Origin of the sequence: Nocardioides sp. AX2bis, assembly GCF_902506435.1 — a bacterium.
GTDB lineage: Bacteria > Actinomycetota > Actinomycetes > Propionibacteriales > Nocardioidaceae > Nocardioides.
On the sequence record NZ_LR733215.1, the window covers coordinates 1,946,729 to 1,964,777 of the forward strand.

The 18,049-nt window shown below is 73.2% G+C and carries 17 protein-coding genes; 15 read left to right on the top strand and 2 right to left on the bottom strand.

Translation table 11 applies throughout. From position 1 onward, the window contains the following. Position 1: 1 nt before the first annotated feature. The 10 genes from GV155_RS09275 (at position 2) to GV155_RS09320 (ending at position 9,718) form a co-directional block, all read left to right on the top strand. Positions 2-832 (top strand): SDR family oxidoreductase, encoded by an 831-nt coding sequence (locus GV155_RS09275; protein WP_160007341.1) that lies wholly within the window; start codon positions 2-4, stop codon positions 830-832. A 142-nt stretch (positions 833-974) separates the two neighbouring features. Further along, on the top strand, positions 975-3,800 hold the full coding sequence (locus GV155_RS09280; protein ID WP_160007343.1) for an aconitate hydratase: 2,826 nt from the start codon (positions 975-977) through the stop codon (positions 3,798-3,800). Positions 3,801-3,865: 65 nt separating this feature from the next. Then, positions 3,866-4,567 (top strand): TSUP family transporter, encoded by a 702-nt coding sequence (locus tag GV155_RS09285; protein WP_236554218.1) that lies wholly within the window; start codon positions 3,866-3,868, stop codon positions 4,565-4,567. An 88-nt stretch (positions 4,568-4,655) separates the two neighbouring features. After that, complete coding sequence (locus tag GV155_RS09290) at positions 4,656-6,005, top strand: hypothetical protein (protein WP_160007345.1); 1,350 nt, start codon at positions 4,656-4,658, stop codon at positions 6,003-6,005. Continuing rightward, positions 5,992-6,546, top strand: coding sequence for a SigE family RNA polymerase sigma factor (locus GV155_RS09295; RefSeq protein WP_236554220.1), 555 nt, complete (start codon positions 5,992-5,994; stop codon positions 6,544-6,546). Before GV155_RS09290 ends, GV155_RS09295 begins: the two co-directional genes overlap by 14 nt. After that, on the top strand, positions 6,543-6,845 hold the full coding sequence (locus GV155_RS09300) for a thiamine-binding protein (protein ID WP_160007347.1): 303 nt from the start codon (positions 6,543-6,545) through the stop codon (positions 6,843-6,845). The genes GV155_RS09295 and GV155_RS09300 overlap by 4 nt, the downstream gene beginning before the upstream one ends. Continuing rightward, positions 6,842-7,255, top strand: a complete 414-nt coding sequence (locus tag GV155_RS09305) for a YjbQ family protein (protein ID WP_160007349.1) — start codon at positions 6,842-6,844, stop codon at positions 7,253-7,255. The genes GV155_RS09300 and GV155_RS09305 overlap by 4 nt, the downstream gene beginning before the upstream one ends. 54 nt (positions 7,256-7,309) lie before the next feature. After that, entirely contained in the window at positions 7,310-7,681 is a 372-nt protein-coding gene (locus GV155_RS09310; protein WP_160007351.1) for a hypothetical protein, read from the top strand. Between the two features lie 162 nt (positions 7,682-7,843). Then, on the top strand, positions 7,844-9,211 hold the full coding sequence (locus GV155_RS09315) for an HNH endonuclease signature motif containing protein (protein WP_160007353.1): 1,368 nt from the start codon (positions 7,844-7,846) through the stop codon (positions 9,209-9,211). Positions 9,212-9,271: 60 nt separating this feature from the next. After that, positions 9,272-9,718 (top strand): NUDIX domain-containing protein, encoded by a 447-nt coding sequence (locus GV155_RS09320; RefSeq protein WP_160007355.1) that lies wholly within the window; start codon positions 9,272-9,274, stop codon positions 9,716-9,718. Between the two features lie 6 nt (positions 9,719-9,724). Here GV155_RS09320 and GV155_RS09325 read toward each other — a convergent pair whose 3' ends face one another. Next, positions 9,725-10,750 carry a glycosyl hydrolase family 18 protein gene (locus tag GV155_RS09325; RefSeq protein ID WP_160007357.1) on the bottom strand — a complete coding sequence of 342 codons (1,026 nt, stop codon included), beginning with the start codon at positions 10,748-10,750 and terminating at the stop codon, positions 9,725-9,727. A gap of 79 nt (positions 10,751-10,829) precedes the next feature. Between GV155_RS09325 and dxs the strand changes: the two genes are divergently transcribed. The 4 genes from dxs (at position 10,830) to GV155_RS09350 (ending at position 16,246) form a co-directional block, all read left to right on the top strand. Then, positions 10,830-12,737 (top strand): 1-deoxy-D-xylulose-5-phosphate synthase, encoded by a 1,908-nt coding sequence (dxs, locus tag GV155_RS09330; protein ID WP_160007359.1) that lies wholly within the window; start codon positions 10,830-10,832, stop codon positions 12,735-12,737. Between the two features lie 64 nt (positions 12,738-12,801). Next, positions 12,802-14,304, top strand: coding sequence for an amino acid permease (locus tag GV155_RS09335; protein WP_160007361.1), 1,503 nt, complete (start codon positions 12,802-12,804; stop codon positions 14,302-14,304). Between the two features lie 26 nt (positions 14,305-14,330). Next, complete coding sequence (locus GV155_RS09345) at positions 14,331-15,359, top strand: proteasome assembly chaperone family protein (protein WP_236554222.1); 1,029 nt, start codon at positions 14,331-14,333, stop codon at positions 15,357-15,359. Then, positions 15,356-16,246, top strand: coding sequence for an acyl-CoA thioesterase (locus GV155_RS09350; protein WP_160007363.1), 891 nt, complete (start codon positions 15,356-15,358; stop codon positions 16,244-16,246). Before GV155_RS09345 ends, GV155_RS09350 begins: the two co-directional genes overlap by 4 nt. On the opposite strand, the gene GV155_RS09355 is transcribed toward GV155_RS09350, so the two are convergent. Next, on the bottom strand, positions 16,221-16,631 hold the full coding sequence (locus GV155_RS09355) for a winged helix-turn-helix transcriptional regulator (protein WP_236554223.1): 411 nt from the start codon (positions 16,629-16,631) through the stop codon (positions 16,221-16,223). The two genes, GV155_RS09350 and GV155_RS09355, sit on opposite strands and share 26 nt — an antisense overlap. Before the next feature lie 19 nt (positions 16,632-16,650). On the opposite strand from GV155_RS09355, the gene GV155_RS09360 reads away from it, so the two are divergent. Continuing rightward, on the top strand, positions 16,651-18,048 hold the full coding sequence (locus GV155_RS09360; RefSeq protein WP_160007365.1) for an MFS transporter: 1,398 nt from the start codon (positions 16,651-16,653) through the stop codon (positions 18,046-18,048). Position 18,049 lies beyond the last annotated feature (1 nt).

The following is an 18,049-nucleotide window of genomic DNA, read 5'->3' on the forward strand; positions in this document are numbered from 1 at the left end:
CATGGCTGACGACAAGACCTGGTTCATCACCGGTGCCTCCCGCGGTTTCGGCCGCGAGTGGAGCATCGCCGCCCTCGAGCGCGGCGACCGCGTGGCCGCCACCGCCCGCGACACCTCCACGCTGGACGACCTCGTGGAGCGCTACGGCGACGCCGTCCTCCCGCTCCAGCTCGACGTCACCGACCGCGACGCCGACTTCGCGGCCGTCGCGCAGGCGCACGAGGCGTTCGGCCGTCTCGACGTCATCGTGAACAACGCCGGCTACGGCCACTTCGGCTTCACCGAGGAGCTCAGCGAGGCCGACTTCCGCGACCAGATGGAGACCAACGTCTTCGGCGCGATGTGGGTCACCCAGGCGGCGCTGCCGTTCCTGCGCGAGCAGGGCAGCGGGCACATCCTGCAGGTGTCCTCGATCGGTGGGATCACGGCGTTCGCCGGCATCGGCGCGTACCACGCCTCGAAGTGGGCGCTCGAGGGCTTCAGCCAGGCGCTGGCCCAGGAGGTCGCGGAGTTCGGCGTCCACGTCACGATCATCGAGCCCGGCGGGTTCGCGACCGACTGGGCCGGGTCCTCGGCGAGCCACTCCGAGGTCGTCCCGGCCTACGAGGCCGCCCGCGAGCGGATGCAGGAGGCGCGCAGGAGCCGGGCCACCAGCGGGCCCGGTGACCCCGTCGCCTCGGCGCAGGCCGTCCTGCGTGTCGTCGACGCCGACGAGCCGCCGCTGCGGGTCTTCTTCGGCAGCGCCCCGCTCGCGCTCGCCAAGGCCGACTACGAGGGCCGTCTCGCCACCTGGGAGAAGTGGCAGGACGTGGCCGAGCTCGCCCAGGGATGATGTATCTTGACATCAAGAGACTTCGTGGTCCCCGGGTGACTCGCGGTAAGGGCAGCCTTCCTACCGTCCACCCGGGCGACGGCGGCAGGATGGGCGCGCGGGTCCCGCGACGCAGGTTGACGTGACAGAGGAGATGACGGGCATGGCCAGCAAGGACAGCTTCGGGGCGAAGAGCTCCCTCGACGTGGACGGGAAGTCCTACGAGATCTTCCGCCTCGACGCCGTGGAGGGTGACGGCCTCGACGTCGACACGCTCCCGTTCAGCCTCAAGGTGCTGCTGGAGAACCTCCTGCGCACCGAGGACGGCGAGAACATCACCGCCGACGACATCAAGGCGATCGCCGGGTGGGACGCCGACGCGGACCCGAGCCAGGAGATCCAGTTCACCCCGGCCCGCGTGATCATGCAGGACTTCACCGGCGTGCCGTGCGTGGTCGACCTCGCCACGATGCGCGAGGCGATGACCGAGCTCGGCGGCGACGCCTCCCGGATCAACCCGCTGGCGCCGGCCGAGATGGTCATCGACCACTCCGTCATCGCCGACGTCTTCGGCACCCCCGAGGCCTTCGAGCGCAACGTGGAGATCGAGTACGAGCGCAACCGCGAGCGCTACCAGTTCCTGCGGTGGGGCCAGGGCGCCTTCGACGACTTCAAGGTCGTCCCCCCGGGCACCGGCATCGTGCACCAGGTCAACATCGAGCACCTCGCCCGCGTCGTGTTCGCCCGTGAGGACGCCGACGGCACCACGCTGGCCTACCCCGACACCTGTGTCGGCACCGACTCGCACACCACGATGGTCAACGGCATCGGCGTCGTCGGCTGGGGCGTGGGCGGCATCGAGGCCGAGGCGGCCATGCTCGGCCAGCCCGTCTCCATGCTGATCCCGCGCGTGGTCGGCTTCAAGCTCAACGGCGACCTGCCCGAGGGCACGACCGCCACCGACCTGGTGCTGACGATCACCGAGATGCTGCGCGAGCACGGCGTCGTCGGGAAGTTCGTCGAGTTCTACGGTCCCGGCGTCTCCGCGCTGCCGCTGGCCAACCGCGCCACGATCGGCAACATGAGCCCGGAGTTCGGCTCGACGATCGCGGTCTTCCCGCTCGACGAGGAGACCACCAAGTACCTCGAGCTGACCGGCCGTACGCCCGAGGAGGTCGCGCTGGTCGAGGCCTACGCCAAGGAGCAGGGCCTCTGGCACGACCCGTCGGCCGAGCCGCGCTTCTCCGAGCGCCTCGAGCTGGACGTCTCCACCGTCGTGCCGTCCCTTGCCGGCCCGAAGCGGCCCCAGGACCGCGTCGCGCTCTCCGACGCCAAGATGTCCTTCCGCGGCGCGCTCACCGACTACGTCGAGCACGAGGAGGAGACCTCCGACAGCGGGGTCGACGAGTCGCTCGAGGAGACCTTCCCGGCCAGCGACGCCCCGTCCAGCAGCTCGGGCAACGGCAGCGGCAAGCCGCGCCACTCCGCGGCCCCCAAGGACGGCGGTCGCCCGAGCAAGTCGGTGCCCGTGCGTCTCGAGGACGGCACCGAGTTCGACCTGGACCACGGCGCGGTGACGATCGCGGCGATCACGTCGTGCACGAACACCTCGAACCCCTCGGTGATGATCGGTGCGGCCCTGCTGGCCAAGCGGGCCGTCGAGAAGGGGTTGGACCGCAAGCCGTGGGTCAAGACGTCCCTCGCGCCCGGTTCCAAGGTGGTCAGCGACTACTACGACAAGGCCGGCCTCACGCCGTACCTCGACAAGCTGGGCTTCAACCTCGTCGGGTACGGCTGCACGACCTGCATCGGCAACTCCGGCCCGCTCATCCCCGAGGTCAGCCAGGCCGTCCAGGACGCCGACCTCGCCGTCGTCTCGGTGCTCTCGGGCAACCGGAACTTCGAGGGCCGGATCAACCCGGACGTGAAGATGAACTACCTGGCCTCCCCGCCGCTGGTGGTCGCCTACGCCCTCGCCGGCTCCATGGACGTCGACCTGTTCACCGAGCCGCTGGGTCAGGACACCGACGGCAACGACGTGTTCATGAAGGACATCTGGCCGTCGGCGGCCGAGGTGGAGGAGGTCATCGCCTCCGCGATCACCTCGGACATGTTCACCTCCGACTACGCCGACGTCTTCGCCGGCGACGAGCGCTGGCAGTCGCTGCCGACGCCGGAGGGCGACACCTTCGCGTGGGAGGAGGACTCCACCTACGTGCGGCGTCCTCCCTACTTCGACGGGATGCCGGCCGAGCCGGAGCCGGTCACCGACATCGAGGGCGCCCGGGTGCTCCTCAAGCTCGGCGACTCGGTCACCACCGACCACATCTCGCCCGCGGGCGCGATCAAGAAGGACAGCCCGGCCGGCACGTACCTCGCCGACCACGGCGTGGGTCAGCGCGACTTCAACTCCTACGGCTCGCGCCGCGGGAACCACGAGGTCATGATCCGCGGCACCTTCGCCAACATCCGCCTGCGCAACCAGCTCGCACCGGGCACGGAGGGCGGGTTCACCCGCGACTTCGCCCAGGGCGGCGAGGTCACCTCGGTCTACGAGGCCTCGGAGAGCTACGCCGAGGCCGGCACCCCGCTGGTCGTCCTGTCCGGCAAGGAGTACGGCTCCGGTTCCTCGCGCGACTGGGCCGCCAAGGGCACCGCGCTGCTCGGGGTCAAGGCCGTCGTGGCCGAGTCCTACGAGCGCATCCACCGCTCGAACCTGATCGGGATGGGCGTGCTGCCGCTGCAGTACCCCCAGGGTGAGTCGGCCGAGTCGCTCGGCCTGACCGGCGAGGAGACCTTCTCGGTCACCGGCGTCACGGAGCTCAACGAGGGCCGTACGCCCAAGACCGTCAAGGTCACCGCGGCCAAGGACGGCGGCGAGAGCGTCGAGTTCGACGCCGTCGTGCGCATCGACACCCCCGGTGAGGCGAACTACTACCGCAACGGCGGGATCATGCAGTTCGTGCTCCGCAACCTGCGCAACGCCTGATCATCGCTGCGTCGACGGCCGGGACGGTCACGCTCCTCGGGGAGCCGCTGACCGTCCTGGCCGTCGTGCTGTGCGCGGTCCTCGTCGGGGCCGTCGTGCAGAACCTCGTCGGGCTCGGGCTGGGGCTGGTGGGAGCGCCGGTGATCACGCTGGTTGCGCCGGACCTGATGCCGGACGTCCTGCTGTGGCTCGCGGTGGCGCTGCCCCTGGTCACCCTCTGGCGGGACCACGGGGACATCGACTGGCGTGGGCTGATCTGGACCGCGCCCACCCGGGTGGTCGGCACCGTCGGGGGTGTGGCCGCGATCGCCGCCCTCTCCGGCGCCGCGCTCGGCGTCATGGTCGGTGTGATCGTGCTGGCCGCCGTCCTGCTCACCTGGCGCGCGGTGACCGTCCCGCTCAACCGGGGCACGCTGCTGGGCGCCGGTCTGCTCGGTGGGTTCGCCGGGACCGCAAGCTCGGTGGGCGGCCCGCCGATGGCCCTGCTCTACCAGCACAGCCCGCCGCAGCGGATCCGTACGACGCTGGCGGTCTACTTCACCACCGGCTCCGCGCTGAGCCTGGGCGGGCTGGCCCTCGGCGGCCAGCTCGACGCCACCCACTTCTGGGTCGCGGTCGCCCTGCTGCCCGTCCTGCTGGTCGGGACGCTGCTCGGCAGCCGGGTGCGGCAGCGGGTCCCGGCCGCGAAGGTCCGGCCCGCCGTGCTCGTGGTCTGCGCCGCGTCCGCGATCGTGCTGCTGGTGCGCAGCGGTCTCGCGCTCGGCTGAATCGGAAGTCGGTCTGCGGACCCCTCCGTCGGGGACCCTGGGTGCGTACTGACGGGTGAGAGCGGACGACGACGCCCCAGGAGGACCCGTGCCCACCCTGCAGGACCAGCTCGAGGAGCTCGCGCTGCGCGAGCCCGTCACCACGCCCACGACGGGGTTGTGGGAGCGCGGACGCAGGTACGGCCGCCGCCGGCGAGCGGGGGCGGTGCTGGTGGGCGGGGGCGCGGCGGCCGTGGTGCTGGCGGTGGTGGCGGTCGGCTGGCTCAGGGTGCCGGGCGCGGCCGACCTTCCCGCGACCGGCGGGACCCTCGAGCTTACGCTGCCGGACGCGTTCCACGAGCCGAGCCGCTGGCTCCCGACCACCGACGACCCGCCCGGACCGCTGGTCGCGGTGATCCCCACGCAGGACGCGAGCTTCTGGGGTGAGGAGGAGCCGGGCGTCGTGGGCGTCTCCGCCGCCACCGGGGAGTATGCGTTTCTCGACCTCCCGGGCCTGCCGGGGTCACCCACTGGTCCCGACGACTCGACGGCGCCGGCCCTCTCGGCCGACGGTCGGCTGGTGGCCTACTGGTACGTCGGGCAGACGCGGGGGGAGCCGGTGCGTCGTGGACCCGTGCTGGCCGGCGTCGCGGTGTACGACACGATCACGGGCGACGTGGTGCGGCGGCCGGTGCCGACCGAGCACGGTGTGAACGCGGCCGAGCTGACGTGGTCCGGGGACGTGCTGTGGATGACCTGGATGGCCTGGGACACAGTCCGCCCACGCTCGGCGACCGGGTCGGGCGCCGTGGCCTGGACACCGACCACCGGCGCCGAGGTGGTCCACCCCGAGGTCTCGGACCTGGACGGCCTGACCGCGGGCGGGGACGGGAGCCTGGTGGCCGGGGGTCGACGTCTCGGGCTGCGAGACGCCGAGGACCCCGATGCCCCTGTCATGTCCTGGCGGTTCTCCCGGCCCACCACCGGTACCGCATACCTCTCCCCGGACGGCACGCGCGTCGCGGCGCTGGCCGGAGGGACGGCGACCTCCGACACCGGCCGCCGGGGCAGGCTGCTGGTGGGCGAGGTCGGCGCGCCCGGCACGACGATCCGGCTCCGGGAGACGGCGGGGCAGGGCTGGAACGGCCTCGCGGGGTGGCGCGACGACGGGCACGTGGTCGCCAGCGACCTGGCCCGGGTTGCGGCGGAGGACCCCGAACCGTCGACGCTGCTCCACTCGGTCGACATCATCACGGGCGACGTCGAGGACCTCGTCGTGCAGCGCACCGCCGCTGACGGTCCCCTCGTCCTGGCCCAGGACGCGCTGGCCGCACCGACGTACGACGCCCCCGACCCTGCGCGGCCGCTGGACCCCCGTCTGGAGGCGGCGCTGCTGGCGGTGGCGCTGGTGACCGGCATCGCCGGCGTGCTGCTCTGGAGGCGTCGTGTCCGACCGTGACCTGAGCACGGACGCGCGCGCCTCGTTCGAGGCGTTCGTCATCGCCCGAATGCCCTCGCTGGTCCGTACCGCCACGCTGATCACCGGTGACCACCACGACGCCGAGGAGGTCGTGCAGGTGGCCCTGGTGAAGGCCGTCCCGCACTGGTCGCGGCTGGTCGGTGACCCCGAGCCGTACGTGCGTCGCATCGTGGCCCGCGAGTGCGTCTCACGGTGGCGGCGACGGCGCTGGCGCGAGGAGTCCCGTTCCTCGCTCCCGGACCGTGGGGTGAGTGGTGTCGACAGCGAGGCGGCCCTCGACCTGCGCGCAGCGCTCGACCGGCTCGCGCCGCGTCAGCGCGCGGTGCTGGTCCTGCGCTACTTCGACGACCTGACCGAGCGCGAGACGGCCGCGGCCCTCGGGATCGCGGTGGGCACGGTGAAGTCGCAGACCCGTGACGCGTTGGCGCGGCTGCGTCGGGACCTTCCTGGCCTGCAGGTGGCCGGGGAGCGTCGCGACGACGGGTTCGGTCCGGCGCGCCCGGCTACCGTGACCACATGATCGCCGCCTTCAGCATCAGCCCGGCCACCGCCGACGAGAGCGGGGGCGTGGCCGAGGCCGTGGCCGCCGCGGTACGCGTCGTCCGCGACTCCGGCCTGCCGCACGAGACCAATGCGATGTTCACCAACATCGAGGGGGAGTGGGACGAGGTGATGGCGGTGGTCAAGGCCGCCGTCGACGCCGTGGCCGCGGTTTCGCCGCGGGTCTCGCTGGTCCTCAAAGCCGACGTGCGGCCCGGCTGGGACGGCCAGCTCACCGCCAAGGTGGAGCGGCTCGAGCAGGCGCTGGACCAGGAGTGAGGTCGGAGACCAGGACCTACCGGACCGGCGACCGCGACGTCGTCCTCGACCTGACCCGCGACTGCGCGGACTTCCTCGGCGGGGCCGCCGACGGGGGAGACGGGCTGCTGCACCTCTTCGTCCCGCACGCGACGGCCGGGCTGGCCGTGCTCGAGACGGGCGCCGGCAGCGACGACGACCTCCTCGCCGCGCTGCAGGACCTGCTCCCGGCCGACGACCGCTGGCGCCACCGCCACGGCAGCGCGGGCCACGGCCGCTCGCACGTGATGCCGGCGCTGGTCCCGCCGTACGCCTCCCTGCCGGTCCTCGGCGGCCGGATGGCGCTCGGTACCTGGCAGAGCGTCTGCCTGGTCGACCTGAACGTCGACAACACCGAGCGCGAGGTGCGGTTCAGCTTCCTGGCCGGCTGAGGGCGGGTTACAGCTGGCTGGTGTTCGAACGTGTGTTCGACGTAGGCTCAACGGGTGAACCCTCCCGTCGCGCCACCCGGCTGGCCCGCGGAGGTGCGCCCGCCCGATGCCCCGGAGTGGGTGCGCAGCGCCACCGTGTGGCTGCTCGACCAGTGCCCGCCGGAGTACCGCGGCCACCGCGCCGTCCGCGAGCAACCGATCGTGCTGGCCCGGTTCACCGTGCACCACGTCGAGGCCAGCCGCGACGCCGTCCACCGGGCCCTGAGCGAGGCCCGCGCCGACCTGCCCAAGGTCGTCGACGCCTCGGTGGTCGAAGGGGCGGTCCAGGCCTGGTTGCACGAGGAGGCCCGGCTGCAGGGTCTGCGTCGGGCGGTGGGCCTGGTCGAGGAGGCGCTGCGCGGGCGTCGCTTCGCCGCCCGCCTCTGACGCCGAGGTGACGCTTGCGGCGCCTCGAGATGACACTTCCGGACACCCCGCCCGGCCCGGCCGCGGCCTATAGGCGAATGTTTGTTCTACTGTTACTCTCGCGTGGCCGGAAAGCCCCCTCTGAGCGGGAGGGATGTCGGCGGTCGGTGCTTGAGTAGACCCATGACCACCGCCCACGCCGAGACCGACCTGGGGTGCGAGACACCCTGGGGCCCGGGTCCGGTGCGGGTACGTCCGGGGGTCCGCGTGACCGGTGCGCTGCTCGAGGCCCGCGGTGCTGTGAGTGCGGCGGCGGGTGTCTCGACCACGGCGTTGTCGAACGACGACCTGACCACCGCCGCGCACGAGATCACCGCCCTGGAGTCCCAGGTCGCGGCCTACAAGCTCGCCGTCCTCGCCGAAGCCAGAGACCGCGGCCAGCACGGCCCCGTGGGCGATGAGGCCGACACCGACCCCGCAGCCTGGCTCGGCAAGCTCACCGGCGACCCCACCGAGGTCCTGCGCGGCGGGCTCTGGATCGCCCGGCTGCTTCAGACCAAGTACCACCACACGCGGCGCGCGCTGGAAGCCGGGACCCTGCGGCTCTCGCAGGCCAAGGTCCTGGTCCGCGCCGCCGAACGCGCCACCAAGACGTTGACGGCTGAGCAGATCGCGTCAGCGGAGGAATCGCTAGTGCTGACCGCGACCGGTCAGTCCTGCCCCACGAACACCAAGGGGCGGCCGATGTCCGCGGCCCGGCTGCGCGACGAGGCACGGCGGGTGTTCGCGAACATGCTCCCGTCGAAGACCGAGGCCGACACCGCCGAGGGCGACGACGCAGCCGCCGAGGAGGAGAACGCGGCCCGGGAGTGCTACCTCAGCTTGAACGACCGCGGGGACGGGACCTTCCGCGGGACGTTCGTGATCCCGACCCTGCACGGCAGGATCTTGCAAGCCGCCCTCGAGCGGCTCACCGCCCCGCGGCGTCACACCCGCGACACCGACGGCACGCCGATCACCGACGAGTCCGCCCAGCACGGCACCTCCTATGGCGAGAAGATCGGCGCCGGGTTCTGCGAGCTCCTCGAGCACCTGCCCACGAAGGGTTTCGACCACGGCAGCACCATCGGGCTGCTGATCACCGCAGCCCTCGACAAGATCGCCGCCGGCGTCGGGACCGGGACCCTGGCCACCGGCGAGACGATCAGCATCCGCTCGATCCGGCGCCTGGCCTGCAACGCCGGCCACCTCCCCGTGGTCCTGGGCGGGGACTCGATGCCCGTGGACGTCGGGAAGTCCCGGCGCAGGTTCACCCGCCATCAGGGCTACGCCCTGCGCGCGCTGCACCGCACCTGCGGTATCGCCGGCTGCGAGCGGCCCTTCGCGTGGTGCGAGCTCCACCACCTCCTGGAGTGGTCGCGTGGCGGGCCCACCGACCTACGAAACGCACTCCCGTTGTGTGGGCACCACCACCGCAAGGCCCACGACCCCGCCTACGAGATGCGCAGGCACCGAGGCCGCGAGTACGTCCTGAAGAAGATCCGCCGGTGAAGAGGGCCCCTACGCTCGGGTCTCCGAGACCCACCTCACCCGACCCCCGAGGAGACGCCCGTGCGCCGCTTCGCCAGTGCCCTGCTCGTCGACGCGCGCGGCTGGCTGCTGCTCCAGGAGCGCGACGAGCACCCGGTGATCGACCCGGAGCGGTGGAGTCTGCCGGGCGGCCACGTCGAGGAGGGCGAGGACGTCCTGGCCGCGGCGTACCGCGAGCTGGAGGAGGAGACGGGGCTGAGGCCGGCGCCGGGGACGCTGCGGCCGTGGCGCGAGCTGGCGGTCTTCCACGAGGGGTACGCGAGCACGGACCCGGTCCACGTCCACCTCGCCGCCACGGCCGTCACCGACGCGGACGTCGACTGCCGGGAGGGTCGGCGGATCGTGTTCGTCGACCCGGCGACGCTGGTCGACCTGCCCCTGTCGGCGCTGGCCTCGCAGGCGCTGCCGCTGCTGCTGGCCGACCCGGTGTACGCCGCCCTGGTCGCCGAGGCCCGCGACCTCGCCTAGGGACCCTCAGCCGACGAGGCGGTCGGCCGAGCCGAGACGCCACAGGGCCAGCCCGTGCAGCCCCAGCTCGGCGGCCAGCTCCCGGCGGCGCTCGTACGACGCGCCGTCGGACCACCACAGGACGTCGCCGCCCGGCAGCGTGGCCGTCCACTCGCCGGCCTCGTCGTCGTACCGTGCCTCGGCGCCGGACCGCGCGACGACCGATCGCGCCTGTGCCACGGTCAGGCTGCGGCCGGTGAGGCGGCCGGTCCAGCGGTAGCCGTACCCGGCGACGCCGAGGTCCAGCTTCTCGGCGGGCACCGCCCCCAGCACGACCTCGGCTGCGCTCCGCTGCCAGTCCAGGGGGCCGATCGGGCCCGGGCGGGACCAGGTCGGGCCGTGCATGTCGTAGGCCATCAGCTGGAAGACGTCGACGGCCTCGCCGATCGCGGCGAGCCGGTAGCCGGCGTCGCGGTAGGCCTTCTCGCTGGTGCGCGCGGAGACGTCGATCGACACCTCGCGGTCGTCGGGCAGCCGCGCCGACAGCGCACGCAGCAGGGCGACCAGCCCGTTCGCGTCGCGGGTCCGGAGCGCCTCGAGGTCGACGTTCACCCCGTCCCAGCCCTGGTCCACCACCTGGTCGACGAGGGAGTCGACGACGCGGTCGCGGTGCTCCGCGCTGCGCAGCAGCCGGTCGGCGGCGCGGGTGTCGAAGCCGCCGAGCCGCTCGGAGTAGTTGCTCAGGATCAGCTCGGCGCGCAGGCCGGACCCCTGCGCGGTGCGCAGCAGCCGGCGGGCGTCCCGCGTGGACGTGCCGACCGAGGCGCCGTCGCGGGTGATCTCGACCCCGGCCACCGTCACCGTGGTCAGGGCGTCCGCGTCGCGGGTCACCACCGCCGAGCGGGCGGACTGGATGACGTAACCGGTCACGGCCAGCGGGGAGGCCGCGACCGCGCCGTCGTCGGCGACCGCCGGACCGGGCAGGGCCGGGGCGGCCGCGGCGGCCAGGGCCAGGGTGAGCAGGGCCGCGGTGGCGCGGGTTCGGGTGAGCACGGGACAGCATCCCACCTGTGACGGGGACGGCCCCTCCGGAGATGTCGGACAGGCCGGGGTGGGACGTAAACTCGGCCACATGTCCCTCCTCCAGTCGATACAGAGCCCTCGTGACCTGCGGGGACTCTCCGACGACCAGCTGACCGGGCTGGCCAGCGAGATCCGGGACCTGCTGATCGGCACCTGCGCCCGCGGCGGGGGGCACCTCGGCCCCAACCTCGGCGTCGTCGAGCTGACGATCGCCGTGCACCGGGTCTTCGACTCCCCGCGCGACCGGGTCGTCTTCGACACCGGCCACCAGGCGTACGTGCACAAGATGCTCACCGGACGGGCGGGTGACTTCGCCGGGCTGCGCCAGGAGGGCGGGCTGTCGGGCTACCCCAGCCAGTCCGAGTCCCCGCACGACATCGTGGAGAACTCCCACGCCTCGACCGCGCTGTCCTACGCCGACGGCCTGGCCAAGGCGTACGCGATCCGCGGTGAGGACCGCCACGTCGTGGCCGTCATCGGCGACGGCGCGCTGACCGGTGGGATGGCCTGGGAGGCGCTCAACAACATCGCGGTCGCCGGCGACAGCCGCCTGGTGATGGTGGTCAACGACAACGGCCGCTCCTACACCCCGACGGTCGGTGGACTCGCCACCGCGCTCACCTCCCTGCGCACCGACCCGCGCTACGAGCAGCTGCTCGACCAGGTCAAGAAGCGGCTGACCGCCGTCCCCGGCGTCGGCGCGGCGGCCTACGACGCGCTGCACGCGATGAAGAAGGGCCTCAAGGACGCGCTCGCCCCGCAGGGCCTCTTCGAGGACCTCGGCCTGAAGTACGTCGGCCCAGTGGACGGTCACGACCGCGTCGCGATGGAGCAGGCGCTGGCGAAGGCGAAACGCTTCAACGGGCCCGTCATCGTGCACGCGCTGACCCGCAAGGGCTTCGGGTACGACGCCGCCGAGCGGCACGAGGCCGACCAGTTCCACTCCCCGGGCCCCTTCGACGTCGACACCGGCCAGGAGTCTCCCAAGGGACGGATCTGGACCGACCACTTCGCCGACGCCATGGTCGAGGTGGGTCGCCGTCGGCCCGACGTGGTCGCCATGACCGCCGCGATGGTGCACCCGGTCGGCCTCGACAAGTTCCAGGCGCGCTTCCCCGAGCGGACCTTCGACGTCGGCATCGCCGAGCAGCACGCCGCCACCTCGGCCGCCGGCCTGGCGATGGGCGGGATGCACCCGGTCTTCGCGGTGTACGCCACCTTCCTCAACCGGGCCTTCGACCAGGTCCTCATGGACGTCGCCCTGCACCGCTGCGGCGTCACCTTCGTGCTCGACCGCTCCGGCGTCACCGGCGACGACGGCGCCAGCCACAACGGCATGTGGGACATGTCGGTGCTGCAGGTCGTGCCGGGGCTGCGCCTGGCCGCCCCCCGCGACGCGACCAGGCTGCGTGAGCTGCTCGACGAGGCCGTCGAGGTCGACGACGCCCCCACCGTGGTGCGCTACCCGAAGGGCCCGCCGCCCGAGGACCTCGAGGCGGTCGGCAAGGCCGGCGGCGCCGACGTGCTGGTGCGCGAGGGCGCCCGCGACGTGCTCCTGGTCGGGGTGGGCTCGATGGCCACCACCGCCGTCGGGGTCGCCCAGCGGCTGGTCGACCAGGGCATCGGCGCGACCGTCGTCGACCCGCGCTGGGTCAAGCCCGTCGACCCCGCCATCGTCGAGCTGGCCCGTGAGCACCGCCTCGTCGTCAGCATCGAGGACAACGGCATCGTCGGCGGCTGTGGTGCGGTGCTGCTCCAGACCCTGAACGCCGCCGGCGTCACCACCCCGGTCCGGCTGCACGGCATCGAGCAGGAGTTCCTCGGCCACGCCAAGCGCGGCGTCATCCTGGAGCGGCTCGGGCTGACTCCGCAGGCGCTGGCACTGGGCATCGTGGAGGCCGTCTCCGCCCTGGACGGCGCGAGCGCCGAGCGCGACCGGGTCGAGCCGACCGCCTGATCCGGACCGTCCCGTTCCCGCGCGGGTCGTCGCGCGCGCCGCTCCCGTGTCCTACCGTTCCCCGGTGAGCAGAGACACCGGTGTGCTCCGGACCAAGAGCGTCGAGCAGTCCATCGCCGACACCGACGACCCCGAGACCAGGCTGCGCAAGGACCTCGGCGCGCTCGACCTCACGGTCTTCGGGGTCGGTGTCGTCATCGGTGCCGGCATCTTCGTGCTGACCGGCACGGTCGCGGCCACCAACTCCGGTCCGGCCCTGGCGCTGTCCTTCGCGATCGCCGCCGTCGCCTGCGGTCTCGCCGCGCTCTGCTACGCCGAGTTCGCCTCGACCGTCCCGGTGGCGGGGTCGGCGTACACGTTCAGCTACGCCACCCTGGGCGAGCTGGTGGCGTGGATCATCGGCTGGGACCTCGTCCTGGAGTTCACGATCGGCGCCGCGGCGCTCTCGACGAGCTTCTCGGGCTACCTCCAGCAGCTGCTGGCCGGCACGGCGTTCGAGGTGCCCGCCGCGCTCTCCAGCGCCGAGGACGGGCTGATCAACCTGCCGGCCGTCGTGGTGGCGCTGCTCGTCGCGGTCCTGCTGGTGCGCGGCACGAAGTTCTCCAGCCGCTTCAACCAGGTCGTGGTGGCGATCAAGCTCGCCGCCGTCGCCGCGGTCATCGTCATCGGCATCTCGCTGGTCGACCCGTCCAACTGGGTCCCGTTCATCCCCGAGTCCCAGCCCGTCGCCGAGTCCGGCGGCGGGTTCCGCGACCTGCCGCTGATCACCTCGCTGCTCGGGGTCGAGCCCGCCGTGTTCGGGCTCGGCGGCGTGATCGCCGGCGCCGCGATCGTCTTCTTCGCCTTCATCGGCTTCGACGTCGTCGCCACCACCGCGGAGGAGGCCAGGAACCCCCAGCGCGACGTCCCGATCGGCATCCTCGGCTCGCTGGCCATCGTCACCGTCCTCTACATCGCCGTCAGCCTGGTGGTCACCGGCGTGCAGGACTACCGCGACATCGACCCCGACGACGCCGCCCCGCTCGCGACCGCCTTCGAGGCGGCCGGGGTCAGCTGGGTCGGCGACGTCATCTCGGTGGCGGCGTGCATCGGCCTGGTCGTCGTCGCGATGATCCTGATGCTCGGCCAGAGCCGGGTCGCCTTCGCGATGGCGCGCGACGGACTGCTGCCCCGCAGCATCGCCAAGGTCCACCCGACGTACGGCACGCCGTCGCGGATCACGATGACCACCGGCGTGGTCGTCGCGGCGATCGCCGGCTTCGTCCCGCTCAGCACCCTGGCCGACCTGGTCAACATCGGGACGCTGTTCGCGTTCGTCCTGGTCAGCATCGGCGTGGTCGTGCTGCGCCGCACCCGCCCCGACCTGCCGCGCTCCTTCCGCACTCCGCTGGCGCCGGTCGTGGCGACCCTGTCGGTGCTGATGTGCGTCTACCTGATGCTCAACCTCACCGGGGAGACGTGGGAGCGCTTCGGCATCTGGATGGCGCTCGGCGTGGTCGTCTACTTCGTCTACGGGCGCAAGCACAGCCGGCTCGGGCGGCGCACGGCGGAGGCGGACGCGGGCTGACCTGGTCCGGCAACTATCGTGGGCAGGTGACATCACCACGACTGGTCCACATCGTCGACGACGTCCCCGCGCTCGAGGGCGTCTCGGACCTGACGATGGTCCTGGTCCTCGACGGGTTCCTCGACGCCGGCAACGCCGCCGCGCTCGCCGCCCGCCACCTGGTCGCCGTCGACGAGGCCGGCGTGACGTCCATGCCGGTCGCCGAGACGAACGCCGACACCTCCGGCACCGCCGACAGCGGCCCGCTCGACGGGCCCGGAGCCGCCGGGGCCGACCCGGCGATCGGCCCGGTGGTGGCCACCTTCGACGTCGACGAGCTGCACGACTACCGCGCCCGCCGGCCCCCGATGTCGTTCGTCCAGGACCACTACGCCGGCTACGAGGCGCCGCGCCTGCTCGTCCGGCTGCTGCACGACAGCGGCGGCACGCCGTACCTGCTCCTGCACGGCGCCGAGCCCGACACCCGCTGGGAGGCCTTCGCGCGGGCGGTGCGCGAGGTCGTCGAGCGGTTCGGGGTCACCCGCGTGGTCGGGATGGGCTCGGTGCCGATGGCGGTGCCGCACACCCGCCCGATCACCGTCACCCACCACGCGAACCGGCCCGAGCTGGTCACCGGCACCAGCCCGTGGCGCGGCGAGCTGCGGATCCCCGGCAGCGCCCAGGCGCTGCTCGAGGTGCGACTGGGGGAGTGGGGCCACGACGCGCTCGGCTTCGTCGCCCACGTCCCGCACTACCTGGCCCAGCTCGACTACCCGCAGGCCGCGGTGACGCTGCTGGAGCAGGTCGAGAAGCTCGGGCGGCTCACGATCACCCTCGACGCGCTCCGCTCGCAGGCCGAGCAGCGCGAGACCGAGATCGACCACTACCTGACCCAGAACGAGGAGGTCGGCGAGGTCGTCGCGGCGCTCGAACGGCAGTACGACGCCTTCGAGCGGGCCGAGGAGAGCGGCTCGAACCTGCTCGCCTCCGACCGCCCGCTGCCCACCGGCGAGGAGATCGGCCAGGAGTTCGAGCGGTTCCTGGCCGGCCTGGAGCACCCGGACGGGGAGCAGTGAGCGACACCGGCCGGGCCGACGGGGCCGAGGGCGTCGAGCGCACCGCCGAGCTGGTCCGGCTGCTCGACATCGAGACCCTCGACGTCGACCTGCACCGGGGCAGCCAGCCGGTCACCCGCCGCAAGCGGGTCTACGGCGGTCAGGTCGCCGCGCAGGCGCTGATCGCGGCGATGCGCTCGGTCGACGAGGGCTACCGCGTGCACTCGCTGCACTCCTACTTCCTGCTGGCCGGCGACTACGGCGTCCCGATCATCTACGCCGTCGAGCGGATCCGCGACGGCCGGTCCTTCCTGACCCGCCGGGTCGAGGCCCGCCAGCACGGGCGGGTCATCTACTACCAGACCGTCAGCTTCCACCGGCACGAGGAGGGCTTCGACCACCAGGACCAGATGCCGGTCACGCCGGGGCCCGAGGCCGGCGTGGACATGATGGACCTGATGCGCAAGGCCGGGAACACCGAGGTCGACTCGCTGGACAACGAGTGGGGCGCGATGGAGATGCGCTTCCTCGGCAGCTCCGAGCACGGCCTGGAGCGCGACCCGGCCCACCCGGCCCAGTCCCGGATGTGGATGCGGCTGCGTGGTGAGCTGCCGGCGGACCCGACGGTGCACCTGGCGATGTTCACCTTCGCCAGCGACGTCAGCCTGCTCGGCGCCTCGCTGGCCGCGCACCCGGTGCTGCCGACCCAGGTGATGATGGCCTCGCTGGACCACACGATCTGGTTCCACCGGCCGTTCAAGGTCGACGAGTGGTGGCTCTACGACCAGTGGTCGCCCTCGGCGCAGGGTGGCCGCGGGCTGTCGATCGGTCGCGTCTTCACCCCGGACGGCGTCCTGGTGGCCACGGTCGCCCAGGAGGGCATCATCCGCCCGCGTCGGGACCGCTGAGCCCGATCCGGCGGTAGCGGTCGCGCAGCGGGTCGTCGGGGGCCACGGCGTACGTCCGGCCCCACGCGATCAGCGCGTCCACGACCGGCGCCAGCGCCAGCCCGGCCTCGGTCAGCAGGTACTCCTCGCGCGGCGGCGACTCCTGGTAGCGGCGCCGCACCACCAGCCCGGCCCCCTCCAGCGACCGCAGCCGCGCGGTGACGCGGTCGCGGGGCGCCCCGGTGCCGCGCAGGACGTCGGTGAACCGGCGCGCGCCGAGCAGCAGCTCGCGGACCACCAGCAGCGACCAGCGCTCGCCCACCAGCTCGAGCGCCGCGGCCGCAGGGCAGGGCCGGCCGGCGAGGTCGGCCAGCGGGACCTGGCGTGGGGTGCTCGGGGCGCTCACGCCTGCTAGCGTCACCCGGGTGAGTTCGGAAGTCAAACCAACTCGGGCCTCCGGTCGCGACCGCACCCTGACCTGGGTCGCCGTCGGCACCGCGCTGGTCCTGGTCACCTACGTGACCCCGATCGCGACCCTGGCGCGCAGCGCACCGGACCTCGGGGCGGGGCCGGCGGCGCAGGCCTGGATCCTGAGCTCGATGAGCGTCGGCCTCGCCGCGGCGCTGCTCGCGGCCGGGGTCGCCGGTGACACCCGGGGCCGCCGCCGGGTCTACCTCGGCGGCCTGGTGCTGATGGGCGCCGGGGCCGCGGTCTGCGCCCTGGCGTGGGAGCCGTGGCTGCTCGTCGGGGCTCGCGTGGTGCAGGGCGTCGGTGGCGCGGCCGTCCTGGCCTGCGGCCTGGCGCTGCTGGCCGGCTCCACCGAGCCCGGCCCGGCCCGGACCCGGGCCACCGCCGTGTGGGGCGCCTCGGTCGGCGTCGGCATCACCGCCGGCTCGCTGCTGGCGCTCGCGCTCGACCTGGACGCCGCGTGGGCCAGCGGGTGGCGGGAGACGTACGCCGTGACCGCCGTGGTGGTGCTGGCCACCGTCGTGCCCAGCCGGCGGGGGATGCCGGCGCCCCCGGGCGTGCACGGTCGGGTCGACCTCGCGGGACTGGCGCTGCTCAGCCTGGCCGCGACGGCGCTCGTCGCGGCCCTGACCCAGGGCCGGGGCGGGGTCGACCCGTTGACCGGGGTGCTCGCGGTGGTCGCCCTCGCCGCCCTGCTCGGGTTCCTGGCCGTCGAGCGGCGGGTCCCCGCGCCGCTGCTCGACCCGGTGCTGCTGCGCGACCCCCGGTTCCGGGCCGCGACCACGGGCTCGCTGGTGCTGGGCCTCGGCATCATCGGGACCACGTCCTACCTGCCGACGCTGGTCGACGCCGGCCTCGACCGCGGGCTCGCCGTGGCCACGGTGCCCGTCCTGGGCTGGTCGATCACCAGCGTCGCCGCCTCCGTGCTGCTGCCGCGGCTGAGGGTCGCGCCGAGCGGCCCCCGCGCGATCGCGGTGCTCCTGCTCGGCGTGGCCCTCGGGCAGCTGCTGTGCCTGGGCGTCAGCGCCGGCTCGGCGCTGTGGCAGCTGACCGGCGCCATGGTGGTGGCCGGTGTCGCCACCGGCGCCCTGAACGCCACCCTCGGGCGCGAGGCGGTCGCCAGCGTGCCGCCGGACCGGGCCGCCATGGGCTCGGGCGCCAACAACACCGCGCGCTACCTGGGTGCGGCGTGCGGGATCACGCTCTTCGCGACCGTCGCGCAGATCCCCGAGGACGTCACGGTCGGCTTCGACACCGCGATCCTGGCCTCGGCCGGGCTGACGCTCCTCGGCGCGGCGACGATCGCGTCGTTCGGTCGCCGCCGCGCCGTGGTCTCACCCTCAGCCTCAGGCTGAG

Bases quoted from the DNA above. Each gene is read 5' to 3' on its own strand.
- dxs (WP_160007359.1), top strand. From the start codon at position 10,830: ATGTCCCTCCTCCAGTCGATACAGAGCCCTCGTGACCTGCGGGGACTC.
- GV155_RS09300 (WP_160007347.1), top strand. From the start codon at position 6,543: ATGATCGCCGCCTTCAGCATCAGCCCGGCCACCGCCGACGAGAGCGGG.
- GV155_RS09275 (WP_160007341.1), top strand. From the start codon at position 2: ATGGCTGACGACAAGACCTGGTTCATCACCGGTGCCTCCCGCGGTTTC.
- GV155_RS09280 (WP_160007343.1), top strand. From the start codon at position 975: ATGGCCAGCAAGGACAGCTTCGGGGCGAAGAGCTCCCTCGACGTGGAC.
- GV155_RS09315 (WP_160007353.1), top strand. From the start codon at position 7,844: ATGACCACCGCCCACGCCGAGACCGACCTGGGGTGCGAGACACCCTGG.